The organism is Desulfovibrio sp. X2, assembly GCF_000422205.1.
Taxonomy (GTDB): Bacteria; Desulfobacterota; Desulfovibrionia; order Desulfovibrionales; family Desulfovibrionaceae; genus Alkalidesulfovibrio.
Genome location: NZ_ATHV01000063.1, coordinates 59,514 through 83,584, shown reverse-complemented (window position 1 = coordinate 83,584; position 24,071 = coordinate 59,514). Strand labels below are relative to the sequence as shown.

Below are 24,071 nucleotides of genomic sequence, written 5' to 3'. Positions count from 1 at the left end.
CAAAAAAATATCATTCCCTTTACCCGCAACTTCGTCCCCACATGTTTGCCGCTGATTCAGCATTATGGCTGGCGTCTTCTTACCAGATCTCATGGTGAAAATTGACCTACTCGGACTGCGGATTGAACGGGCTGCATTTGGTAGCGAGAGAAACAGGAGCCCTGCCGATATTCTTGGCTTGCCGCTCTGCCGCAACTCCGAGCAGCTGATTCCTCCGAAATCGTGGTTTGCGCCATTCAGTCGGCCGGCTTCGGCATCGAAGACCTTCGGGATGATGGTCGTAGCGCCTCCATCGGCAGGTCCGTGTTCACGGCTGCCTTGACCGACGACCGGGGCAAGGAGTGGCGCGCCGACCATGTCGAGGAGAGGATGCTGATCCAGCCGTAGCGAACAGTCGAACAACGTTCGGGTGCGCCTGCCACGCTGCGAGTCCGAGAGGAATCATGCTTGCAGCGCCCGCCGCACCACTTCCGGGGCCACCTCGATGACACGCAGGTAGGCCCTGGCCGCCGGATCTGGCTTCCGTTTTCCCTGCTCCCAGTTTCGCAACGCATGCAGCGAAAGCCCGAACGAGGCCGCAAAAGCTGCCTGGGTAAGGCCGGTGCGCCGTCGGATGGCCTTCACGTCCACCTGGGCGGGCACATGCACCCTGTACTGCTCCTCGGGCGCTTCACCCCGGGCGAGGGAAAGAGCCTCCTTCATGCCGTCGAGGATACGAGCTCCACTACTCATGTCCGCCTCCCTGCGTACGCCGCAACCAGCATGGTCGACAGCTTCTTCATTTCGTTCCGTTCCGCCTTGGTCAAATTGGACTTCTCGTTTTTTCCGTAAACGCTCAGTGCGAAAAGCGGCATGGCTTCGGAGTGAAAGAAGTAGATGACGCGAAATCCGCCGCTCTTGCCGCCTCCCTGACGTGCCCATCGCAGCTTCCGCACGCCGCCCGTGCCCTCCATGACATCTCCGGCAGTCGGGTTGAAACCAGCTCCAGGCATTCTTCCTCCTCCCTCAGCCCTTTCACGTCGCGCCGAAAGGACGGGGGGCTCGATGACCGTGACGGGCACGTTCTCCATGGCGTGATGGTAGGCCATTGGACTATTTTGTCAAGAGAACCCGACAAGCGCCCCTTGGCGCCGATCTTGTGGTTTCCGTCGCTAGTCCTGACAACGTTCGGCCCGGTCTGTTTTACTCGCTGCTTCTTCCTGAGCGTGGTCGACGACTGGGTCAAAACAGGGTACAAACAGGGGTCAAAAGTGGGGTCAAACGGCCTTGCGCGACGCCCCGCGGCTTGAGAATTTGCTGTAGAAATGCGGCCAGTTAGCCTGGAAACGACGAAAAGTGGTGCCGAATCTCCCCTTCGGCACCAGAAAGTCAAAGGGTTTCAGCTAACTGCTGGAACCCTTTTTCTTTTCTGTCATCATCCCGATTTTCCTTTCGGCCGGAGGCGCGGATTCTTTCGTGCCTGGATGTGTATGAGGCCGTGCAAGGCAGGCGCAACCCCCACCGTAGCGCAGCGGGCCCTTTGCTTCCTGGCCGGATTGGCGGCGAATGTCCGTTTGCCTCCACGTGGGAATGGTTGTTATGCTTGCGCCGCAGGGAGTTCCGCCTGTCGGGGCGGGAGGCACGGTCACGACGCCAGGCAGGACCTGGAAGGGGACTCATGGACAGCATCGTTTCGCTGGAGATGCCTGCGGATATCGTCTTCGCGCGGGTCGCGACCTCGGCGGCGGAGACGATGGCCGTCTCGCGCGGACTTGCCAGGCGCGAGGCCATGCGTTTCCAGCTGGTCGTGGAGGAGTTCTTCACCTTCCTCGCCCAGGCGGCCCCCGAAGGACGGTCGCTGCGCGTGACGCTCACCGGCAGGCCGTACCAGGTCGCCGCGGAGTTCGTCTTCCAGGCCTCGTCCCTGAACATGGGCGCGCTCAACGCCTGCAGCGACGCGTCGCTCGACTGCGACGACGCCTCGCCGGACCTCGGCCTGATCGTAGCCGGACGCGCGGCGGACCGCTTCAGCATCGAGCGCGACGGGGAGTCCTCCTTCACCCTGCGCGCCGAGGTGGACAAGGCCTACCCGGCCCTGGAGGCCGCCCCGGCGTCCGTCTCGCCCAGGCCGCCGTTGCACGCGACCACGGAGCGCGACCCGGACATGCTCCTGCGCGCCGCCATGCTGGCCACCGCGCGCTATCCCGCCTGGCACTGCCCGCCGAGCTTCAAGACTCCGGGCAAGTTCGTGGACAAGGTCCTGGCGGGCCGCTTCTCCCACGTCGCGGCCCTGGACGCCGCGGGCAACCCGGCCGGGCTCATCTGCTGGACGCGCTCGGGCGAGCGCGGACTGTCCTTCTTCGGCCCCTTCGTCTTCACCGCCGCGGCCGAGGGCGCGGCCGTGGCCCGCATGCTCATGGACGGCTTCCTGGGCGAGGTCGCCCGGGACGACGCGGAGATCGTCTTCAGCGAGCACGCCACGGACGACATGCCCGAGGGCTACTTCGAGTCGCTCGGCAGCCTCGTGCGCCACGATGCCGCGGCTGGGGACGATACGCAGGGCGGGCAGTGCGAGCAGCAGGTGCTCTACCGCCACCTGCGCGAGGACATGGGCGCCACGGTCTGGACCGACCCGGCCCTGGAGGCCTTCCAGCGCGACGTCTACGACCGGCTGGCCATGTGCCGCGACGTGCTCGCGGCCGCGCCCGGCACGACCGCCCCGCGGCAGCATTCCCTCTTTTCGACCATGGCCGACGCGGCCAAGGGGCTGGCCGTGCTCCGGCCGCTGCTGGGCGGCGAGGACGTGGCGAAGAACCTTTCCGCCCACATCCGCGCGCTTTCGGACAAGGGCATCGAGAACATCCTGCTCTACCTGGACCTCTCCCGCGCCTGGGAGGCCGCCCTGGCCGGACCGGCCCTCGAGGCGGGCTTCGCGGCTCGGCTGATCATCCCTCACGCGGGCCGCTCGGACGTGGCCGTCTTCCAGTATGCGTCGGCTCGCTGATCTCGTCCCGCCGCACGTCCTCGAGTTCGAGAGCTACACTCCGAGCCGCCCGGACGAGATGCTGAAGCGGCAGTACGGGGTGGACCACCTCTACCGCCTGAACAACAACGAGAACGCGCTGGGCCCCCCGCCCGCTGCGCGCGAGGTCATCGCCGCCTTTCCTCCGGCGCAGGGCGCGGTCTACCCGAACGGGGACTGCTTCTTCCTGCGCCAGGCGCTGGCCGAGGCCTTCGGCAAGTCGCCGGAGCAGTTCCTGGTGGGCAACGGCTCCTGCGAGGTCATCACCTCGGTCATCAAGGCCTTCTGCCAGCAGGGCGACGCCATCGTCACCGCGGACAAGACCTTCGCGGTCTACGAGTGGGTGGCCGCCTTCTCCGGGGTGGAGCCGCTCCTCGTCCCGCTCAGGGACTACGCCCAGGACCCCGAGGCCATGCTCGCCGCGATCACGGAGCGGACCAAGATCGTCTTCGTGTGCAATCCGAACAACCCCACGGGCACGTGGTGGGATCGGGACACGCTGGAGGACTTCCTGCGGCGCGTGGACGGCCGGGTCGTGGTGGTGCTGGACGAGGCCTACCGGGAGTTCGTGGACTCGCCCGACTTCCCGGACGGCATGGAGGTCATGGAGCGCCACCCGAACGTGCTGGTCTTCCGCACCTTTTCCAAGATGTACGGGCTGGCCGCCTTCCGCATCGGGTACCTCTGCGGACCGCTCGAATGCGTGGACTTCGTGCGCCGCACGCACCTGGTCTACTCGGTCAATTCCGTGGGCCAGGCCGCGGCCAGGGCCGCGGTCGCGGACGGCTCCGACCACGTGCAGGCCACGCGGCGCATGGTCGACGAGGCGCGTGGCCGCCTGCGCGCGCTCTTTAGCTCGCTCGGGCTCGAGCACGTCTCGGGCGCGGGCAACTACATCATGGCCCGCGTGCCCATGTCCGACACCATGCTCTACCGCCTGCTCATGCGTCAGGGCGTGATGGTCCGGACCATGACGGGCTTCCGCTTCCCCAACTGGATCAGGGTGACGCTCGGCCTGCCTCCGGCCATGGAGGCCTTCGAGACCGCTTTCCGCAAGGCGCTGGAGAAGCGATGAGCGCACATCCGGCATCCTCTCCCGACCTCGCGGCCGAGCCAGCGCGGCTCTTCGGCTACGACTTCACGGTCCTGCTTCTGGCCGCGACCTTCGGCTTCTGCAACATCGCCGTGTTCTACGGCCTGGCGAGCCACCTGCGAAAGCTCGGCATCGACCCGGCCTGGCAGGGCGTGGTCATCGCGGCCGAGCCCATGGCGGCCTTTCTCACCCGGCCCTTCCTGAGCGTCTGGCTGACCCCTCGCCAGGCCCTCGTGACGGCGCGCGCGGCCCTCGTGGCCACGGGCCTCGTCCTGCCCTGCTACATGCTGGCCTCGAGCGTCCCGGCCCTGATCGCGGTGCGCGTGGTCCACGGGCTGGCCTTCGTCTGCCTGGTCAGCGCGGTCATGGTCCTGCTCGCCAAGACCGTCCCGGCCCCGGCCGCGGGCCGCGCCTTCGGCCTGTTCTCCCTCTCCGCCCTGGTGCCCTACGCGATCATGCCGCCGTTCACGGAATGGCTGCTCCTGCGCGTGGGCGGCGAGGCGCACGCCTACGCCTGGACGGCGCTCCTGACGCTGCCCTCCCTGGCCCTCTTCGTGCCCCTGGGGCGCCGCCTCGGCCGCGACTCCTTCAGCGAGGAGGAAAAGCGGCGGCCCTCCCTGGCCGAGGTGCGCGCCGACGTGTCGCGGCCGTCCATCGCCCTGCTGCTGGGCGCGAATCTGCTGCTCTTCGCGGGCTCCACGCAGATATTCTTCTTCCTCAAGCCCTTCGCCCTGTCCGCGGGCGGGCTCGATCCTGCGCTCTTCTTCACGGTCTGCACCGCGGCCTCCATCGCGGTCCGGGTCCTGGCCGGGCCGTTCTACGACAGGCTGCCGCGCGCCGCGGCCAGCCTGTCCGGCCTCCTGGGGCTGGCCGCCTGCGCCGTTCTCCTGGCGACGACGCGCGGCGAGGCCGCCTTCCTGGGGCTGGCCGCCGTCTACGGCCTGCTGCAGGGCGTCTCGCTGCCGCTCCTGAACGCGGCCATGTTCCTCACCTCCGAGCCCAGGCTGCGCGGCATGAACATGAACCTGATGCTCTTCATGATGGACGCGGGCTACACCTTCGGCCCCCTGGCCGCGGGCGGGCTGCTGGAAGCGGGCGGCGGATACGCCGGGCTCTTCACGGCGAGCGCGTGCTGCTTTCTGGGCTCGGCCGGGCTGCTGGCCCCGCTGGCGCTGCGCGAACTGCGCAGCCCCAGGCGGGCTCCCAAGCGGGCCTGAGGGAGAGGGAAGAAGGGGTTTTGCCGCCCGCTCAGGACGGCGGGGCCAGGCGCAGCAGCAGATTGCCCGCCACGTCCCGGCGGTAGGCGGCCGAGGCACGCAGGTCGTCGATGGGCGCCACCTCTTCGCGTACGGCAGCGGCGGCGCGGGAAAGCGCGGCCTGGTCCAGGCGGCGGCCCAGGAGCTCCCGCTCGGCGTTCAGGCAGCGCACCACGGTCGGCCCGACGCTGCCCAGCGCGAGCCTGGCCTCGACGACCACGTTGCCCGGGCCCGTCCGGACCAGGGCGGCCAGGCTGACCACGGCGATGGCCAGGGCCTTGCGCCTCCCCACCTTCTCGAAATGCTGCACCACACCGCTCCCGGCCTCGGGCACGGGCACGAGCACGGCGGAGACGATCTCGCCGGGGCCGAGCAGAGTCTTCCCCGGCCCGGCGATGAACTCGGCCAGGGGGAGGCGGCGCGCGCCCCCGCGCGAGGCGAGCTCCAGCTCTGCGTCCAGGGCGTAGAGGGGGGGCAGGGTGTCGCCCGCGGGCGAGGCGGTGACGATGTTCCCGCCGATGGTGCCCATGTTGCGCACGAGGGGCGAGCCGAGCACGGCCAGGGCCCGCGCGAGAATGGGCAGGCGCTCGCGAAGCCCGGGATTCCCGAGCAGGCTCGTGTGGGTCTCGCAGGCCCCGAGGCGCAGCAGGCCGCCCTCCTCGGACACGCCGCGCAGTTCCCCTATCCGCTCGAGGCAGGCCACGAAGCCCGGCGCCCGACCCCGGCGGCGCGCCAGCAGGTCCGTGCCCCCGGCCATGGGAACGGCCCCGTCCGCGAGCAGGGGCCAGAGCTCGGAAAGGCTCTGCGGCAGGAAGACGCCCGCGCTCATGCCGCCCCCTCCCCGTTGCCGTCCGCCTCGCGCATGGCCCGCGCCGCGGCCAGGGTGGCGTCCACGATCTTCACGTAGCCCGTGCAGCGGCAGAGGTTGCCGGAGACGGCCTCGCGCACCTCCTCGCGGGTGGGGGAGGGGTTTCGCGCCAGCAGGTCGGCCGCGGCCATGGTCATGCCCGGGGTGCAGTAGCCGCACTGCACGGCCCCGTGCGCCGCGAAGGCCGTCTGGATGGGATGGGGACGCTCGGGCGTGCCGAGCCCTTCGGCCGTGGTCACGGAGCATCCCTCGAGCTGCGCCGCGAGCATGAGGCAGGAGAGCCGTGCCGCGCCGTCCACGAGGATGGTGCAGCCGCCGCATTCGCCGGAGCCGCAGCCCTCCTTGGCGGCCGTGAGTCCCAGGTCCTCGCGCACGAGGTCGAGCACCCGCCTGTCCGGCCGGGTCGTGAGCGTCACGGGCTCGCCGTTCAGCGTGAAGCGAAGTGTGATATTCGTCATGGGAGCACTCGTTTCCTGTTTTCGCGTAAAGCCTGAAGCACGCGCTCCGGCTCCACGGGGATGCTGTCCACGCAAAGCCCGACGGCGTCCTGCACCGCGCCCGCGATGGCCGGGGCCGGGCCGTGGATGCCGACCTCGCCCATGCCCTTCAGTCCATAGGGGCCGCTCGGCTCGTCGCCGTCCACAACATGGCACTCGAGGTCCGGCAGGTCCCGGGCCGTGGGCACCAGGTAGGTGGTCAGGTCGCCCGCGCGCATGCGGCCGTCTTCCAGGCAGAGGTCCTCCATGAGGCCGAAGCCCACGCCCTGGGCGGCCGCGCCCTGCACCTGCCGCTCCACGCCCTGCGCGTTCAGCACCCGGCCGCACTCCACGGCCGTGACGCACTCCTTGAGCTCCACCTGGCCGGTCAGCTCGTCCGCCTCCACGGCGCAGACGCAGGCGCCGTGGGAGAAGAAGCGGTGGGGGAAGCCCAGCCTGAACTCCTCCCCGGTCTTCGGCGGGTCCTGGACCACGGGCATGACGAACTGGTCCACGCAGATCCTGTCGTCGCGCTGCAGCATGGAGCCGATCATGGACAGGGGGACGAAGCGGCCCGTGGCGTCGTCCACCACGGCGCCCGGCGCGAGCCGAAGCCGCGCAGGCTCGTCCGCGAGGAGCACCAGGGAGGCGCGCGCCGCGAGCTTGGCGCGCATGGACGCGCAGGCCCTGAGCAGGGCGTTGCCGAAGGTGTAGGTGGAGCGGCTGGCCGAGGAGGAGCCCGCGGGCAGGCAGAGCCTGGTGTCCGGCTCGACCAGCTCGAAGGCCGAGATCTCCTGGTCCAGGGCCTGGGCCGCGATCTGCACGAAGGCCGCGGCGTTGCCCTGTCCCATGTCCGGCACGGAGTTGTAGATCCTGAAGGTTCCGGCGCGGGTCAGCTCCAGCTTGGCCGCGGCCGCGTCCGGCAGCCCCCGGCCGTAGCCCATGGCGTTGCAGCAGGCCGAGATGCCCACGCCCCGGCGCTTGAAGGCCGGTGCGGCGCGCTTCCACTCCTCGCGCCCCTGCCATGCGGGATGCGCCATGAGCGCTTCCAGGCACTGTGCCGCGCCCGTGGGCGACTCCACGGCCACGCCCGCGCTGTTGGTCCCGCCCGTGCGAAGCGCGTTTTTGAGGCGCAGCCGGGCCGGGTCCAGGGAAAGCCTCTCGGCCAGGGCGTCCAGCATGCGCTCCAGGGCGAAGCTCGCCTGGGCCACGCCGAAGCCGCGAAAGGCCCCGCCCACGGGATTGTTGGTGTAGACGCAGAAGCCCTCGGCGCGCGCGTGGGGGATGTCGTAGGGGCCGCCCGCATGCTCCAGGGCCAGGGCCATGATCTCCGTGCCCAGGTGCGCGTAGGGGCCGGAGTCCAGGTGCATGACGCTGTCGAGGGCCACCAGGCGGCCGTCGCGCGCGGCGCCCAGGCGCAGGCGCATGCGCGCGCCGTGGCGCTTGTAGCCGGAGAGGAAGTTCTCCTCGCGGGAGAGGCACATCCTCACCCAGCGGCCGCCCGCCTTGAGCGCGGCCAGGGCCAGCAGGCACTGCACCGTGGCCCCGTCCTTGCCGCCGAAGCCGCCGCCGAGATAGGGCGCGCGCACGCGCACGCGCATGGGATCGAGCCCCAGGGCGTGGGCGATCTCGAAGCGGTCGCGAAACGGCGCCTGGGTGGAGACGACCATCTCGATGCCGCCGTCGCGCGTGGTCCTGGCCGTGCCGTTGGCGGGCTCGAGAAAGGCGTGGTCCTGCATGGGCGTCGCGAACTCGCCTTCCACCACCACCTCGCAGCCGGAAAGCGCCGCGCGGGCGTCGCCTTTCTCCACCAGGCCGTGCGAGAGCAGGTTGCCTTCCTCCCGGCCCGGGTGGACCGGCGGCGCCTTTGGATCGAGGGCCTGCAGCGGGTCGAAGACGCCGGGCAGCGGCTCGAGCTCCACGCGGACGAGGGGGAGGGCCAGGGCCAGGGCCTCGCGGCTTTCGGCCACCACCAGGGCCACGGCGTCGCCCGCGTGGCGGACGCGCTCCCCGGCCAGCACGGGCTGGTCCTTGTGCACGATGCCCTGGCGGTTGCTGCCCGGCACGTCCGCCCGCGTGAGCACGGCCACGACGCCCGGCACGGCGCGCGCCTCGTCCGTGCGCACGGCCAGGATGCGCGCGCAGGGCACGCCCGCGCGCCTGGCCCCGGCGAAGAGGCACTCCGGCGGGGCGACGTCCGTGCTGAAGCGTTCGGCGCCCGTGGCCTTGGAGAGGGTGTCGCGGTGCGGGTAGGGCTGTTCCTGGCGTGCGGCCATGCGGTTCGCCTCAGCCCCTGGCCCGGACGTCGGCCAGGCCTTCGGCCTTGACCTCGTCCCACTCCGCGCGGATGCCCGCGAGCAGGTCCTTGGCCTTGTCCGCGTAAAGCAGGATGCCGTCGAACTCCGGCTCCACGTAGAACTTCTGCATGAACAGGCCGTCCGGCCCGAACCACAGGGGCAGGAGGCCGCCCAGGACGAAGCCGCGCCCGCGCAGGGTCTCTGCCGCGAAGACCGCGCCGGGCTCCCCGGCGTTGATGAAGACCTGGGCCAGGGCCAGGCCGTGGCGTCTTGCCTCCGCGTCGATCGCCTCGGCGCGCTCGGCGAAGTCCGCGCCCACGTGCAGCGCCTGCACGCGCATCACGCCCGCGTCGTCGAAGACCCGGCTGTCCAGGGTGCTCTTCGCGGCGGCCGGGGCGTCCATGTCGCTGAAGCGCAGCTCGCGGTCCAGGCTGAAGCCGGAGAGGATGGTTTCGAGCGGCGCGCGGTAGCGCTCGGGCAGGTGCAGCTCCCTTCGCCGGTCGCGGACCACGAGGGTGGAGATCAGGCAGCTCACGCGCTGCGCCCCGGCGCCCTCGTTCTCGTAGGCCCCGGCAGGCATCAGGGAGATCTCCAGGCCGCATTCGGAATAGCCCCGCCGCACGCCGAGCTTCTGGGTGGTCAGGTGGTTGCACACGGCCTCGCCGAAGAAGCCCTTGGCCTGCGGCATGGTGTGCGCCAGACGGTCCAGCTCTCGGGTGATCTCGAGCGCCATGCGCGTGCCCCGGTACTCGGGCGCGATGAGCATCTGGCCGTACTCGAACAGGGCCTTGTTCGGGGGGGAGCTCTGGTAGTAGGCCCCCTGGCCCGCGATGGCCCCGGATTCGAGCCGGGCCACGACCGTGAGGAGCCTGCCCTCGGCGTTCAGCCGCTCGATGGCCTCGGGCACGTAGTAGTCGGCCACGGGATACCTGTCGCCGTAGATCGTGTGGAAGAGCTGGGCCACGCCCTGGCCGTCCCCGGGCTCGAGCAGGCCGATGCGGTATTTGAGTCCCGGCGCCACGTCGCGCCACGCGGCCTTCAGGCTCGCTATGGCCGCGGCCTTCTCGGCGTCGGGAGCCGCCTCGGGCGCGGCTGCCGCGTCCAGCTGCCCGCGGATGTAGGCCGCGAAGTCGTCCAGGGTGCGCAGCGAGAAGGAGGCGCGCTCGTCGACGGCGATGCCGAAGCGGCCTTCCACGGCCAGGGTGAAGGCGGGGTAGTCCAGGGAATCCACGCCCTGGCGCAGCAGGGGGGCCGAGGGCTCGACCGCTTCGGCCGTGGCCTGGTCGACGCCCGCCTCGACCAGGAGTTCCCGCAGAATTTCCGTGCTCACGTCCATGTCCGGCTCCTGTCGGCTGATGTCTGTGGAAAGATTTCTAGTTCCCGCGCAGCCTGAAGCGCTGCACCTTGCCCGTGGCGGTCTTGGGCAGCTCGGCCACGCACTCGAAGCGCGCCGGGCACATGTGCTCCGGGAGCGCGCGCAGGAGGTGGCCGCGCCACTCGAGCGTCAGGGCCTTGCCCGGCTTCGCGTCCCCGGCCGGGACCACGAAGGCGCAGACGAGATCGAGCCCGCCCACGCGGCAGGCCGCCACCGCGCACTCGGCCACGGCCGGATGGCGCAGAAGCGCCTCCTCCACCTGCACGGGCGAGACCCACTGCCCGCCGGACTTGAGCATGTCGTCGCTGCGGCCCTGGTGGTAATACCAGCCGTCGCGCTCCTCGAAGACGTCGCCGGTGCGCACCCAGCCGTCGGGGAGCATGGTCTCGCGGTCCTTGTCCGGCCTGTTCCAGTAGCCGCGGCAGAAGCTCTCGCCGCGGACGAGCAGGTGCCCCTTGGCGCCCGCGGGCACGTCGCGCCCCTCGTCGTCCACCAGGCGGGCCTCGAAGCCGGGCACCACGCGTCCGACCGAGCCCGGCCTGCGCTCTTCCCTGGGGTTGCAGATGAAGACGTTGCAGGACTCGGTGGAGCCGATGCCGTCGAGGACGGCGGAGCCGGTCAGACGCTCCCACTCCTCGAAGAGCAGCGCGGGCAGGGCCTCGCCCGCGCTCACGCACAGGGGCGTGACGCTCTCCTTCATGGCCGGTTCGAAGGCCCGGATCATGGCGTTGTAGAGCGTGGGCACGCCGAAGAAGGCCGTGGGCCTGTGCGCGGCCATGAGGTCGTAGATGTCGTAGGGCCCGGGCTTGCCGGGGAAGAGCACGGTTGCGGCGCCCGCGGACAGGGGCAGGACGAGGCTCGCGAGGAGCCCGTAGGCGAAGAAGAGCTTGCTCGAGGAGAGCACCACGTCCGCGGGGCCCAGGCCGAGAATCGGGCCCCAGGTAGCGGCGGGCCGCAGCAGGTCGGCCTGGCGGTGGGGCACGCCCTTGGGCCGCCCGGTGGAGCCCGAGCTGTAGAGCATGAAGCCGAGCGCGTCGTCCGCCGCGGGCAGCGGCGCGAAATCGGGCGCGAAGTTCTGCAGATCTTGCGGCCCGTCTCCGTCGCAGACGACTGCCGGGCAGTCCGCCGAGGCGGCGGCCGCGGCCGCGTGGCCCTCGACCGTCAGGAGGAGCCGCGAACCGGAGTCGGTCGCGAAGAAGGCGTAGTCCTCGGGCTTCAGAAAGGTGTTCACGGCCACCGGACAGGCGCCCGCGAGCATGGCCCCGAGAAAGGCCGCGGGAAAGGCGGGCGAGTCGGGCAGCACCAGGAGCACCCGCTCCCCCGGCGCGACTCCCTGCGCGGCGAAAAAGCCCGCGAACCTCCGGGCCCTGCCGCGCAGTTCCCCGTAGGAGAGCGTTCCGCCTGCGTGGAGATAGGCCGTCTTGCCTTCGCACGACGCGCCCACGCGGTCCAGCAGCTCGGAGGCTGCGTTGTGCACTCGCCTCATGCGTCCTTCCGTTTGCGGCTGCCGCCGACGCGGCCCGAAAGTGATGGTGCCGGGATGCGGGAGATGCCGCCGGGGCAAGCCGTTCGAGCAGCGCCCGGACACGGTCTGTCCCGGTGTCGGGCGGCCTCTTTGCCCGGCAGAACCTTTCGGCTGTCTATACTCGTCCCCAATAGGCCCGTCCAGGGCCATGTCCGGCGTCGGCCCGGCCAGCCTGCGCTCCCTGCCCGCCGCGTGGCGGAAATATTCATATAGTCAGTAATGACAATGGATTAATGTGAAGATTGCCACATCTCTTTTATTCCGCAATAAGGTGCCGGGAAGAGGAGATTTTCATGCGCCCAGCATCACGCATCATATCCTGGCTGCGACCGACCACGCTCCAGTCGCACCTCATTCATATGGTGCTCGCCCTGGTCCTCATCCAGATCGGCGTAAGCTGGTACGTCATCTCCGGCCTGGCGGCGAACATCTTCCGCGAGCAGATCGGCATGACCGCCCTGCAGACGGCCAGGACGGTCGCCCAGATGCCGACCATCCGCGTGGCCCTCGCCGCCCGCGATCCCCACGGTCTGATCCAGAAGCTCGCCGAATCCCTGCGCACCGAGACCGGCGCGGCCTTCATCGTCGTCTGCGACAAGTCCCAGATCCGCTATTCGCACCCCCTGCCGCAGCGCATCGGCAAGAAGTTCGTCGGTGGAGACACCGGACCGGTCCTGAACGAGGGCAGGTCGTACGTCTCCGAGGCCGTGGGCACCCTGGGCCGGTCCCTGCGCGGCATGGCCCCCGTCTTCGGCGCCGACGGCTCCGTCATCGGCTTCGTGTCCGTGGGCTACATGCTCAGGAACGTGCACCAGTCCATCTCCGCCCACCTGCAAAAACCCCTGCTGTACATCATCGGCATGAGCCTGCTCGGCATCCTGAGCGCCGTGTTCATTGCCGGCCGCCTCAAGAAGCTGACCCTGGGCCTGGAGCCGTCCGAGATCACGAGCCTCTACCTGGAGCGCGTGGCCGTGCTGCGCACCATCCGCGAGGGCGTCATCGCCATCGACACGCAGGGCCGCGTCCGCATCGTCAACCAGGCCGCGCGCCGCTATCTGGGGTTGAACCTGGAGGAGAGGTACGCGGGCAGGACAGTGGAGACCATCCTTCCCGGGGCCGGTCTGCGCAAGGCCCTGCAGACCGGGCTGGCGGAGATCGACCAGGAGCGCACCGTGGCCGGACAGGAGCTGATCTTCAACATCATGCCCGTGTCCAAGGACCAGGCCGTGCACGGCGTGGTGGCCAGCTTCCGGCGCAAGGACGAACTCGACCGCCTGGCCGCGGAGCTGTCGCGGGTCCAGGAATACTCGGAGCTCCTGCGGGTGCAGACCCACGAGTTCTCCAACAAGCTGCACACCATCGCCGGGCTGATCCAGATCGAGGCCTACCAGGAGGCCCTGGACCTCGTGGTCACCGAGTCCACGGGCTACGAGGACTTCATCCGCTTCCTCGGCGAGGCCATCCCGCATCCGGTCATTGCGGCCATCATCCTCGGCAAGTACAATCGCGCCAAGGAGTTGCGCGTGAAGCTGTCCATCGACCGCGACGGGACCCTGACCGACGTGCCGCCGCACATCAGCCAGGAAAAGATCGTGACCGTCATCGGCAACCTGCTCGACAACGCCTTCGAGGCGGTCCTCGGGCAGCCCGAAGACGCCCGCCGGGTCGACATGGCCTTCACGGACCTCGGCAACGACATCGTGTTCGAGATCGAGGACTCCGGCCCCGGCATTCCCGACGACCAGATGGAGCGGATCTTCGAGAAGGGCGTCTCCTCCAAGGGCCAGCGCCGCCGCGGGGTGGGGCTGTACCTCGTCCGCCAGCGCCTGGACGAGCTCGGCGGCCAGATCATGGTCGACCGCAGCCGTCTCGGCGGGGCCCTGTTCACCGTGATCATTCCCAAGGAGAGCCGATGACCACACGGGTGCTCATTGTCGAGGACGACGAGCGCATCGCCGAGCTGCATCGCCGCTTCACCGCCCGCGTGCCGGGCTGCGAGGTCCTGGGCATCGCCCACAGCCTGGAGGACGCCCGGGACATGGCCCGCGCGCTCAAGCCCCATCTCGTCCTCCTGGACCTCTACTTCCCCGAGGGCTCGGGCATGGACTTCCTGCGCGAGCTGCGCCTCGAGGGGCTGGAGATAGACGTCATCCTCATCACGGCGGCGCGCGAGATGGAGCCCCTCAAGGAAGCCCTGCGCGGCGGCGTGTTCGACTACCTGATCAAGCCCGTCACGGCCGAGCGTTTCCACGACTGCCTGCACAAGTTCCACGCCTATCGCCGGCGCCTGCGCGACGGCAGCGCCATCCAGCAGCACGACGTGGATTCCCTCCTGCATCCGGCGGCCACACGCCCCCTCGTCGGCAGCGGATCGCTTCCCAAGGGCATCGACACCCTGACGCTGGGCAAGGTGCGCGGCGTGTTCTCCGCGGACAGCGGGCCAGTGGGCCGCAGCGCGGACGAGGTGGCCGTGCTCATCGGCGTCAGCCGCTCCACGGCCCGGCGCTACCTCGAGTTCCTCATCTCCGACGGCAGCCTGTACGCCGACCTGGTATACGGCAACGTGGGGAGGCCCGAGCGCCGCTACTTCCGAGCCTAGCCTCGTCTTCCAGCGCACGGCCTCGCGCGGGCGAGGTCCGACGCCTCTGCGCCGCCGGGCCGGATCCCGAGGACCGGATCCCGAGGACCGGATCCCGGCGGCCATCCGCGCGCCCTTCGAAATCGCGCCCTCGCGGCCGCGGCGACATCCTCCGCGAACTTTATGACCGCAATCCCCAGAATGGGGATTTCTCTTTTTACGCGCAAAAACGGTTTTTTCCGCCGACCGCTCCTATCCTCCGGCCACGAAACCCGGGGACCATGTCCGGAGTAACCGAAGCCTGCTGGAGGAAGAGTCATGAAACGTCTTTTCGTGTGTGTCGTCGCCATGCTCGCCATTGCCGTGGCCGCCCCCGTATTCGCCAAGACCGTGCTCAAGCTCGGGCACATAGCGGAGCCCAGCCACCCCTATGCCCAGGGCGCCGACTATTTCGCCAAGCTGGTCGCCGAGAAGTCCGGCGGCGATCTCGAAATCCAGATCTTTCCGTCCTCCCAGCTCGGCAACCAGAAGGAGCTGACCGAAGGGCTCATCTACGGCACCATCGACATGGCCCTGACCGGCACCGCCGCCCTCGGCCAGTTCCAGCCCAAGATCTCGCTCTTCGACCTGCCCTTCCTCTTCAAGAACCGCGACCATGCCTACAGGGCCCTCGATTCCGTGGGCATGGACCTGGGCAAGGAGCTCGAGCCGCACGGCATCAAGCTCCTCGGGTTCATGGAGAACGGCATCCGCCATCTCACGAACAACGTCCGCCCGATCAAGACCCCGGCCGACATGGCGGGCCTGAAGATCCGCGTCATGCCCAACAAGATCTACATCGCCACCATGAAGGCCCTGGGCGCGTCGCCCACCCCCATGGCCTTCAGCGAGCTGTACTCCGCCCTGCAGCAGGGCACCGTGGACGGACAGGAGAATCCCAGCGCCCACATCTACACCAAGCATTTCTACGAGGTGCAGAAGTACGCCTCCCTGACCGCCCACGCCTATTCCGCCGAGCCCATGCTCATCTCCATGGCCACCTGGGAGCGGCTGAGCGACAAGCAGAAGACCGTCATCCAGGAGTCCGCGGTCGAGGCCATCGCCTGGCAGCGCAAGCTCTCGGCCAAGGAGGACCAGGACTACTGGGACAAGATCAAGGCCACCGGCAAGATGCAGGTCATCACGGTCGACCGCGAGCTCTTCAAGACGGCGACCCTGCCCGTCTGGAAGGAGTTCGCCAAGACGGTCGGCCAGGACAACATCGACAAGGTCGAGGCCTTGGCCGGCAACTAGCCCGCGCAGCCGCGCCCTGGCCGGAGCTTCCGGCCGGGGCGCGGCCGTCTGCAATCCGGAGGATCCCATGGACAAGCTCCTCAAGGGCGTGCGCACGGTTCTGTACTGGTTTTCCGTCGGCGCCATGAGCGTCATGCTCGTGATCATCTTCGCCCAGGTCGTGACCCGCTACCTGTTCAACTACACCCCGGACTGGTCGGAAGAGCTGGCGCGCTTTCTGTTCGTGTGGGTGGTCTTTCTCGGCTCGGCCCTGATCATGGGGGAGGGCGGGCACCTCGCCGTGCAGATGCTCCCCGGCAAGTTCAAGGGCAGGCCCCTGGGCCACGCCATGGAGATCGTGGTCAACGTCTCCGGTTACGCGTTCATCGGCCTGCTGCTGCGGCAGGGCTGGAAGATGACCTCGATCATGACCTTCCAGCTCTCCCCGGGGCTGAATCTGCCCATGAGCTGGGTCTACGTCGTGATCCCGCTGAGCTCGGTGCTCATGCTCCTGTACCTCTTGCGCGACAGCGTGCGCATCGTGAAGACGCTTTCCGGCCGCGGCGCCGGGCAGGAGGGATAGCATGGATTACGTCCTGCTCCTCACCTTTCTGGGGCTGACCGCCGTCGGCGTGCCCGTGGCCTTCTCCCTGTGCCTGGCCTCGGCCGTGGTGCTGTATGGCTTCATGCACATGCCGCTGGTCATGGTCCCGCAGACGATGTACGCGGGCATCGACTCCTTCTCGTTCATGGCCGTGCCCTTCTTCATGCTGGCCGGGGCCTTCATGTCGGCCGGGGGCGTGACCGCGCGGCTGGTCAACTTCGCCCAGTCCCTGGTCGGCTCCTTCACCGGCGGCCTGGCCCAGGCAGTGGCCGTGTCGGGCATGTTCTTCGCCGCGATCTCCGGCTCCTCGGCCGCAACCACGGCCGCCATCGGCTCGACCATGGTCGACGAGATGGAGAAGAAGGGCTACAGCCGCGCCTGGGCCACGGGCATCGTCGCCTCCGGCGGCACCGTGGGCATCGTCATCCCGCCCTCCATCACCCTGGTCGTCTACGGCGTCATCGCCAACACCTCGGTCGGCGATCTCTTCGTGGGCGGAGTGCTGCCCGGCATCTTCATGGGGCTGTCCATGATGCTGGTCAGCTGGTGGCTGGCCAAGAAGAAGGGGCTGAAGCCCGAAGGCACCTTCTCCCTCGCCAACGTGGGGAAGAGCTTCAAGGACTCCTTCTTCGCGCTCCTGACCCCGGTGATCATCATCGGCGGCATCTACGGCGGCGTGTTCACGCCCACCGAGGCCGCGGCCGTGGCCGCCGTGTACGGCATCTTCGTCGGCATGTTCATCTACAAGGAGCTGAAGCTCAGGGACTTCCCCCAGATCATCTACCAGGCGGTCATCGGCACGACCATCATCATGTTCCTGGTGGGGGCGGCCAACACCTTCGGCTGGCTGCTCACCAACCTGCAGATCCCCCACCACGTCGGCGCCTTCGTGGCCAGCCTGACCACCTCGCCGGTCATGTTCCTGCTGGCCATGAACGTCCTGCTGCTGATCGTCGGGACCATGGTGAACGCCTCGGCCGCGGTGGTCATCCTGACCCCCATCTTCCTGCCCGTGGCCACGCACCTGGGCATCGACCCGCTCTTCTTCGGCGTGCTCATGGTCTGCAACCTGGCCATCGGCTGCATCACCCCGCCGGTGGGCCTGGACCTGTTCGTGGCCAGCGCCATCACCAAGGTGCCCCTGGAAAAGGTCGTCAGGGCCGCCATGCCCTACCTCTTCGCCCTGCTGGCAAGCCTCCTCGTCCTGACCCTGGTGCCGGACATCATCACCATCCTCCCCCGGCTTCTCAGCTGAGGGAAGCGGAGAAGGCCCTCCCGGCGTCGAACCGGGAGGGCGGCCGACGCGCGCGCGGCTCCCGGCTCGGCCGGGGCCGCGCGTATCCGTGACTGTACGGGTGACTGTACGGGTGACTGTACGGGTGACTGTACGGGTGGCGGAACACGGCGGGAAAAAATCGTCCGAGGGGCGTGGAAGCGGGCATCCTCAACCCGCGGCCGGTCGTCCTCGAAGGCCTCTCGACGGCCTTTGAGGGCGGCCGTCGTCCATGGTGCGGGGATCAGCCCTCCGGGGGACGATCCTGCGTGATGACCACCTGGTTGCGGCCGCCGGCCTTGGCGGCGTAGAGGGCGTCGTCGACCATCTTGAGGCCGTCGTCCAGGCCCATGCCGGGCGTGAACTCGCCCACGCCGAAGCTCATGGTCACCGTGATGGCGCGGCCCTCGAATTCGACACGCAAGGAGCGCACCACCTCGCGAAGCTTTTCCGCCACCTGGCTGGCCTGGGCCAGGGTGGTCTCGGGCAGGAGGATCAGGAACTCCTCGCCCCCCCAGCGGCCGCAGTGGTCCTCGCGGCGCAGGCTCTTGCGCAGCGTCTCGGCCACGGCCTTCAGCACCTTGTCCCCGGCCAGGTGGCCGAAGGTGTCGTTGACCGTCTTGAAATGGTCCAGGTCGCCCACGATCACGGCCGTGGGGCAGCCGTGGCGCTCGGCGCGGGAACGCTCCGCCTCCAGCCGCGAGGCCATCTCCCAGCGGTTGGAAAGCCCCGTGAGCAGGTCCGTGCGGGCCATGAGCTCGAGGCGGGTGTTGAGCTCCTGCAGCTGGGACTGGAACGAGTCGCTGATGGTGATGGTCTTGGCGAAGCGGCGCGCCAGCTTGTTGCAGCTCTTGGCCGCCTTGGCGATGTCCGCGGCCAGGGGCGATTCTTCCCGCTCGGCCCGCTGCGCCAGCTCGCGCAGCTCGCGGGTCACCTTGTCCTCGGCCAGGTCCGGGGCTGCCTTGCGCCTGGGACGGCTCGGGATCACGGCCTGCGCGCAGGCGTCCGCGCCCAGGCGGTCCCGCGTGGCGGTCAGGCAGTCCGGGCACAGCCCCTGGCTGAAGAGGACGTCGAGGTTCTGGATGAAGAAGGTCTCCAGCCGCTGCCAGTACTCGTCACCGGCGTGGACCTTGTGGCAGCGCACGCAGACCGGCAGGGCGACCTCGCGCAGGCGGCGCAGCTTGACCGTCATGCGCTCGAGCTCGACCGCCATCTCCTTGGCCTGGGCCTGGTAGGCGTCGCTGATGGCGATGGTCTTGTAGAAGCGCTCCACCAGCGCGCGGTAGTCCTCGGCCAGGTCGGCGTATTCGGCCGCGAGCCTCGGACCCTCGGGAGGGGCGACCACGATCTGCGCGACCCGCTTGAGGACGGTCGACTCGGGCCTGCTGCTCTTCCGGCGGCGGGTCATGGCGTTCCTAGCGGGGCAGGAGGTTGAAGGGGAAGGTCACTTCCTCGCGGAACTCCTCGGCCAGGTCCAGGGCGCGCGGGTTGTCCGTGTCGTAGCGCCAGGTGACCGTGACGGTGGTGCCCTTCTCGGCGGCCTCCTCCATGAGGTCGAGCAGGTCCAGGATGCACTTGGTGCTGGAGCTGTTCATGTAGCTGACGTCGATGTCGAAAGTGAAGGTGGAACTCTCGGCGAGGGCTTCGCGCACGCAGGCCAGCACCGGCTCGAAGAACTCGAAGGAGTTCTCCGGATACGACTCCCCGACCATGAGCAGCGTGCACGTGGCCGCGTCGTAGCGGATCCGGGGAGAGGTGGAAGTCTTTTCTATGTCGAGGGACGGCATGTACTTGCTCCTTGAAACTCACACGGAGGCCGTGAGGCTGAAGAAGGCGTAGTCCCCGTTCATCGGGGTGATCTGGTAGACCATCCTGGCGGAGGACCGCTTGGCGATTTCCATGAGCCCGAGCCCGGCGCCGAGCGCCTCTTCGGGCGTCTCCTTGCGCAGCTGCGCGCGGTAGCGCTTGCGCAGCTCGGGCGGTTCCAGGGCGTTGATGGTGTCCACCGACTCCGTCAGCGCGTCGAGGTCCCCGTGCAGCACGGCGTTGCCCGAGGTGATCTTGTACGTGCCGTCCTTCTTGGCGATGGTGATGATGCACGAACTGGCCTCTTCCGGGGGAAGCTGCCGCCGGGCCACGTAGTTCTTCACGTTCTGGGCCAGCTCGATGTAGATGGCGAAGACGTCGAGCACGGCGGCCTTGGCGATGTCCTCGGCCTTCAGGTAGTTGCGCACGGCCTGGCCGATCTCGTCGATGATGCTGTGGGAAAACGGGCCGTTGAAGCAGATCATGATCCCGGCCCTGCTGAATTCGTCACGGATTTTGAACAGATCCATCGTGTCTTCTCCTCGAACCTTCTCCCAGGGAAGCCGCGGCCGCGGCTCGGTCTCGTTCCCGAAAAACGGACATGGCCCGGATGTAGCCGTTATGCATGAAAAAAGCGATCCGGGCTAGAGCCTGAATCCGATCACGGCGATGTCGTCGCGCTGCGGATGCTCCCCGCGGTAGGCGCGCAGGGTCTCGTCCAGGGCCGTCGCCGTGGCGGCCAGGGGCGCGTCTCCGCTTTCGGTCAGCACGGCCAGGAAGCGCTCGAGTCCGAAGCCGAAGCCGCGCTCCCCGCCCGCCTCGTCCAGGACGCCGTCCGTGGCGGCGAAGAAGCGGGTCTTCGGACCGGCCTCGACGACGTGGTTGGTGAACGGCGCCTTGAGCGCGGGGCCGCGGTAGCCGATGCGCTGGCGGTCGCCGCGCACCTCGCGCACCTCTCCGCCCTCGACCGCGTACAGCGAGAGCCTGGCCCCGGCGAAGACCACCTTGCCGCTGCCCCGCTCGTAGGAGCACAGCGCGGCCTCCAGGCCGCAGTCCACCATGCCCTCGCCCTCCTCGTTCAGGCGGTAGGTCAGACGCAGCAGGCGGTCGGTCTCGGCGAGGATGGCGGCCGGATCGTCGAAGGACAGGCCGGCCGCGGCCCTGTGCAGCAGCGAGTGCGCGGTCATGGCCATGAAGGCCCCGGGCACGCCGTGGCCGGTGCAGTCCAGCACCGCGAACAGCGAGCGCTCGCCGTTGCGGCGCAGGAAGACGAGGTCGCCGCCCACGAGGTCGCGCGGCCGGTAGAGGACCATGTGGTCGGAAAAGGCCCGGGCCAGGTCCTCCGGCCGGGGCAGCAGCGTTGCCTGGATGGCGCGGGCGTAGCGCAGGCTCTCCATGATGCTGGCCCGCGACCGGGAAAGCTCGGCGTTGGCGGCGGAGAGCTCGCTCGTGCGCTCGTCCACCTTCTGCTCCAGGTTCTGGGTGTGGTCCTGGACCGTGGCGGCCATGGAGTTGAAGCTGCCCGCGAGCTGGCCGATCTCGTCGCTGCGCTCGACCGGGAGCGCCACGTCGTAGCGGCCCCGGGCCATCTGCCGCGCGGCCTTGGTGAGCCCGGTCAGGGGGCGCAGCACGCGGCGGTTGATGAACATGGAGATGACCGCGAGGACCGAGAGGAGCGAGACGATGATGATGGCCACGCCGGGCAGGAAGACCCGGGAGGTGTAGAGGCCCGAGACGTCGAAGACGACGATGTTGCGCCAGCCCGTGCCCGGCAGGACGGAGACCGCGACCATGGCCCTGCCGCCCGTCATGGACAGGGGGAAGGCGGTGATGCGCGCGGAGTCCTCCGTGGCGTCGGCGATGGCCAGGCGCAGACGCTCGCGGTCCTCGGGATTGTCGACCATGGAGTAGACCGTGACCCGGTCCGCGGGGTCCACGATCCTGGCGTTCCTCTCCACCAGGGCGCGGTCGGCCGAGGCGGTGATCGCCCCGTTCGCGTCCGTCAGCAGGGTCGTCAGCCCCTTCTCCTGCGAGGCCACGAGGCCGCTGACGAAGTCGGAGACGTCGATGCCGCTGCCGCCGAGCCCGATGGGGCGCCCCTTGTCGTCCGTGATGACCACGTTGAGCCAGATCTTGGTGGTCTGGGCGGCCACGTCGTAATCGAGATAGAGTTCGTAGCCGCGCTCGCTGCGCAGGTCGCGGTAGAACCAGGCGTCGGCCGGGTTGGCCGGGTTCAGGCGCGTGCCGTCCAGGTGCGCGGCGCCGTGGGAGCGGTTGTCCAGGTAGTAGTCGCCGCTTTTGGCTATGGCCACGAAGAAGGAGCGGTCGCGGAAATGGTCGCGGTAGTTGTCGAGCTGCTCGAAGGCCCTGGCCCTGAGCTCGGGGTCGGACTCGTCCCGCACCCAGCGCCGCACCGCGGGATCGCTGGCCAGGGTCCGGGCCAGGACGAGCTCGCGGTCGATGACCGCGGCGGCCCTGTTGCGTTCGAGCAGGGCCTCCTTGACCGTGTTGCGGGCCGCGTAGTCCGTGAGCAGCGACTGCATGGCGAAGGCGAAGGCGGTCAGGGTGGCCACGGCGGCGAGAAGATAGACCACCGCCACGGTCAGGTTGAACTGGGCCCTGAAGGAGGATTGGAACGGGAGTCGTATTTTCAATGGTACTTCCTGAAATATGCCGATCCATTGCTATACCAAGAAGAATCGGGCTTCAAGGGAAGTGAGCGCCGGGAGAACGCCCGGGGCAGGGCGCAGGGGGCGGGGGGAAAGGCCTGGATCTTTTGTCTGCCAGGGGCGGATGGTCTTCGGATCCTTGCAGTTTCGGAGCGGATGACCCCGCCAGAGGAAAACGACCTGCGCCCGCCGACCGGAGATCTGCCCGTCTGCCGCGCGGGCGTTTTCGGGCCGGGGGCAACGCCGGGCCGGGCAGGAAGAACGGCGGGTTCCAGCTGGGAAAGCGCGGGGGGGCAGCATCCGCGAGGCCCTGGATATCCAGGGCGGCAACGGCGGCAAGACGGCCGAGGCCTCGGGCTTCGGCCGCAACGGGCCGTACGCCGAGCTGCAGAAGTCCGGCATCGGTCCCAGGCGGGCTCCCGGCAGGCTCCGGGAGGCCGTTCAGAACCGGATGTGGGCGTATTCCGAGGCCGTGACCCCGTATATCCGCTTGAAGTGCCTGTTCAGGTGCGAGAGGTCGCAGAAGCCGCACTGCGCCACGGCCGCGTAGACGTCGCCCTCGCTCTCCAGCAGCCGCTTGGCGTGCTCGACCTTGCAGTTCAGGAAGAACTGGTAGGGCGAGATGCCGGTGGCCGCCTTGAAGTGGCGGATGAAGTGGTACTTGGACATGCCGACCTCCCGGCTGAGGTCGTCCAGCCGAAGCCGCCCGTCCGCTCCGTCTCCGGTCCCGTCTCCCGTCATGCCGCCCGCCGCGTCCCGCATCATGTCCATGGCCCGGCGCACGCCCGCGCTGCGGCCCGGCGCCGGGCCGGACATCAGGGGGCGGGCCGTCCTGCCCGTCCTGCCGCGAAGCGCCGCGTGCACCATGTCCAGCAGCAGCTCGCTGGTCCACATCTCGTCCCGTCCGGCCGCCACGCCGCGCGCGAGCTTCAGGATGCGCGCGGCCAGGGCGCGGTCGTAGACGATGGGCGCCTCGAACCCGACCGGCCCGCGCATCCCCGAGACCTCGGCGAAGAGCGGCCTCGGGACGTAGACCATGACGTATTCCAGGCTGGTCCTGTCGGCCGAGCAGCCGTCGTGCACCTCTTCTGGGTTGAAGAGGATGACCCCGCCCGGCCGCGACCGGCAAAGCCTCCCCTCCAGGTGGTATTCCTGGAGCCCGCGCAGCGTCACGCCCAGCGCGTAGTCCTCGTGGGCGTGCCGCTTGTATGCGAACTCGGTCATGGTCGCGGAGAGCACGGTGACCCCGGTGCTCCGGAGGTAGGTGAAGCGTTCCCCGGAACCGGTCGTCATGCCCCCACCCCCGGCGGATTGAGCACGGCGAAGGCGCAGTAGACCAGGAACAGGGCCATGACCAGGTTGGCCTGGCGCCGGTAGGTGAAGAGGAAGCGCCTGAGCACCGCGCCGAGCACGACCCAGGAGTACAGGGCCGAGCAGGCGATGGCCGTGATGAGCAGGACGTAGAGGGCCGTGTGCAGCGGGGACGAGGCGTAGGGCGTGACGAAGCCGGAGATGACCGTCAGCGCGAAGAGGATGACCTTGGGATTCACGAACTGCATGGCGAAACCCGCTGCGAAGGCGCCGCCGCGTATGTTTCCGAAGGCGGCGGGAGGTGTTTCGGACGCGTCGTCCGAAGCGTCGGCGGCCGCCTGCCGCGGCGGGGACGAGGTGTAGATCCTGTATGCCAGATACAGCATGTAGGCCGCGCCCACAACTCCCATGACCAGCCGTATCCTGGGCATCAGGCCGAGCAGCATGTCGTTCAGCACGGCCGAGGACGCGATGAGCACGGCCAGGGCGAGCCCCGCGCCGGACGCGAAGCGCAGGGCCGCCCGCGGGCCGTGGTTCTGGGCCGTGGCCAGGATGACCACGTTGGTCGGCCCGGGGGTGAAGGTGACCACGATGCAGTACGCCAGGAAAGCCACGATGTTCATTGCAGCGCCTCGCACGAAGACCTCGGCGCGCGGGGCCGGGCGGG

21 protein-coding genes are annotated in these 24,071 nt (G+C 69.0%); 8 read left to right on the top strand and 13 right to left on the bottom strand.

All coding sequences use genetic code 11. The features are described from left to right. Positions 1-441: 441 nt before the first annotated feature. Together DSX2_RS14040 and DSX2_RS17740 are read right to left on the bottom strand one after the other, a co-directional pair. On the bottom strand, positions 442-732 hold the full coding sequence (locus DSX2_RS14040) for a DNA-binding transcriptional regulator (RefSeq protein WP_020881646.1): 291 nt from the start codon (positions 730-732) through the stop codon (positions 442-444). Continuing rightward, on the bottom strand, positions 729-1,088 hold the full coding sequence (locus DSX2_RS17740) for a type II toxin-antitoxin system RelE/ParE family toxin (RefSeq protein WP_035042681.1): 360 nt from the start codon (positions 1,086-1,088) through the stop codon (positions 729-731). Before DSX2_RS17740 ends, DSX2_RS14040 begins: the two co-directional genes overlap by 4 nt. Positions 1,089-1,657: 569 nt before the next feature. On the opposite strand from DSX2_RS17740, the gene DSX2_RS14030 reads away from it, so the two are divergent. The 3 genes from DSX2_RS14030 to DSX2_RS14020 are packed head-to-tail and all read left to right on the top strand — an operon-like array spanning position 1,658 to position 5,311. Further along, a complete protein-coding gene (locus tag DSX2_RS14030) occupies positions 1,658-2,983 on the top strand; it encodes a hypothetical protein (protein ID WP_020881644.1) in 1,326 nt (441 codons plus the stop codon). Next, positions 2,967-4,076, top strand: a complete 1,110-nt coding sequence (gene hisC / locus DSX2_RS14025; RefSeq protein WP_020881643.1) for a histidinol-phosphate transaminase — start codon at positions 2,967-2,969, stop codon at positions 4,074-4,076. Before DSX2_RS14030 ends, hisC begins: the two co-directional genes overlap by 17 nt. Next, positions 4,073-5,311 carry an MFS transporter gene (locus DSX2_RS14020; protein WP_020881642.1) on the top strand — a complete coding sequence of 413 codons (1,239 nt, stop codon included), beginning with the start codon at positions 4,073-4,075 and terminating at the stop codon, positions 5,309-5,311. The genes hisC and DSX2_RS14020 overlap by 4 nt, the downstream gene beginning before the upstream one ends. 31 nt (positions 5,312-5,342) lie before the next feature. On the opposite strand, the gene DSX2_RS14015 is transcribed toward DSX2_RS14020, so the two are convergent. The 5 genes from DSX2_RS14015 to DSX2_RS13995 are packed head-to-tail and all read right to left on the bottom strand — an operon-like array spanning position 5,343 to position 11,852. Further along, the gene (locus DSX2_RS14015) at positions 5,343-6,179 is read right to left on the bottom strand and encodes a xanthine dehydrogenase family protein subunit M (RefSeq protein WP_020881641.1); all 837 of its coding nucleotides are present in this window, start codon (positions 6,177-6,179) and stop codon (positions 5,343-5,345) included. Continuing rightward, positions 6,176-6,676, bottom strand: a complete 501-nt coding sequence (locus DSX2_RS18730) for a (2Fe-2S)-binding protein (protein ID WP_020881640.1) — start codon at positions 6,674-6,676, stop codon at positions 6,176-6,178. Before DSX2_RS18730 ends, DSX2_RS14015 begins: the two co-directional genes overlap by 4 nt. After that, positions 6,673-8,970 (bottom strand): xanthine dehydrogenase family protein molybdopterin-binding subunit, encoded by a 2,298-nt coding sequence (locus DSX2_RS18725; protein ID WP_020881639.1) that lies wholly within the window; start codon positions 8,968-8,970, stop codon positions 6,673-6,675. Before DSX2_RS18725 ends, DSX2_RS18730 begins: the two co-directional genes overlap by 4 nt. 10 nt (positions 8,971-8,980) lie before the next feature. Continuing rightward, positions 8,981-10,327 carry an acyl carrier protein gene (locus DSX2_RS14000; protein ID WP_020881638.1) on the bottom strand — a complete coding sequence of 449 codons (1,347 nt, stop codon included), beginning with the start codon at positions 10,325-10,327 and terminating at the stop codon, positions 8,981-8,983. Positions 10,328-10,364: 37 nt separating this feature from the next. Further along, on the bottom strand, positions 10,365-11,852 hold the full coding sequence (locus DSX2_RS13995) for a benzoate-CoA ligase family protein (RefSeq protein WP_020881637.1): 1,488 nt from the start codon (positions 11,850-11,852) through the stop codon (positions 10,365-10,367). Between the two features lie 332 nt (positions 11,853-12,184). Here DSX2_RS13995 and DSX2_RS13990 point away from each other — a divergent pair, with 332 nt between their 5' ends. The 5 genes from DSX2_RS13990 (at position 12,185) to DSX2_RS13970 (ending at position 17,600) form a co-directional block, all read left to right on the top strand. Then, complete coding sequence (locus DSX2_RS13990) at positions 12,185-13,807, top strand: sensor histidine kinase (protein ID WP_020881636.1); 1,623 nt, start codon at positions 12,185-12,187, stop codon at positions 13,805-13,807. After that, positions 13,804-14,490, top strand: coding sequence for a response regulator (locus tag DSX2_RS13985; protein WP_020881635.1), 687 nt, complete (start codon positions 13,804-13,806; stop codon positions 14,488-14,490). The genes DSX2_RS13990 and DSX2_RS13985 overlap by 4 nt, the downstream gene beginning before the upstream one ends. Before the next feature lie 297 nt (positions 14,491-14,787). Then, a complete protein-coding gene (locus DSX2_RS13980; RefSeq protein ID WP_020881634.1) occupies positions 14,788-15,762 on the top strand; it encodes a DctP family TRAP transporter solute-binding subunit in 975 nt (324 codons plus the stop codon). 67 nt (positions 15,763-15,829) lie between these two features. Further along, positions 15,830-16,324 carry a TRAP transporter small permease gene (locus DSX2_RS13975; RefSeq protein WP_020881633.1) on the top strand — a complete coding sequence of 165 codons (495 nt, stop codon included), beginning with the start codon at positions 15,830-15,832 and terminating at the stop codon, positions 16,322-16,324. A gap of 1 nt (position 16,325) precedes the next feature. Beyond that, positions 16,326-17,600 (top strand): TRAP transporter large permease, encoded by a 1,275-nt coding sequence (locus DSX2_RS13970; RefSeq protein ID WP_020881632.1) that lies wholly within the window; start codon positions 16,326-16,328, stop codon positions 17,598-17,600. A gap of 262 nt (positions 17,601-17,862) precedes the next feature. On the opposite strand, the gene DSX2_RS13965 is transcribed toward DSX2_RS13970, so the two are convergent. The 6 genes from DSX2_RS13965 to DSX2_RS13940 form a co-directional block, all read right to left on the bottom strand. Continuing rightward, positions 17,863-19,026: a diguanylate cyclase gene (locus DSX2_RS13965; protein ID WP_020881631.1), complete on the bottom strand. Its 1,164-nt coding sequence runs from the start codon at positions 19,024-19,026 to the stop codon at positions 17,863-17,865. A gap of 7 nt (positions 19,027-19,033) precedes the next feature. Further along, positions 19,034-19,405: a DUF1987 domain-containing protein gene (locus DSX2_RS13960; RefSeq protein WP_020881630.1), complete on the bottom strand. Its 372-nt coding sequence runs from the start codon at positions 19,403-19,405 to the stop codon at positions 19,034-19,036. Between the two features lie 18 nt (positions 19,406-19,423). Then, entirely contained in the window at positions 19,424-19,954 is a 531-nt protein-coding gene (locus tag DSX2_RS13955; protein WP_020881629.1) for a SiaB family protein kinase, read from the bottom strand. Positions 19,955-20,068: 114 nt separating this feature from the next. Then, positions 20,069-22,078: a SpoIIE family protein phosphatase gene (locus DSX2_RS13950; RefSeq protein ID WP_020881628.1), complete on the bottom strand. Its 2,010-nt coding sequence runs from the start codon at positions 22,076-22,078 to the stop codon at positions 20,069-20,071. A gap of 456 nt (positions 22,079-22,534) precedes the next feature. Beyond that, entirely contained in the window at positions 22,535-23,386 is an 852-nt protein-coding gene (locus tag DSX2_RS13945) for an AraC family transcriptional regulator (RefSeq protein WP_020881627.1), read from the bottom strand. Beyond that, a complete protein-coding gene (locus DSX2_RS13940) occupies positions 23,383-24,027 on the bottom strand; it encodes a LysE family translocator (RefSeq protein WP_020881626.1) in 645 nt (214 codons plus the stop codon). Before DSX2_RS13940 ends, DSX2_RS13945 begins: the two co-directional genes overlap by 4 nt. Positions 24,028-24,071 lie beyond the last annotated feature (44 nt).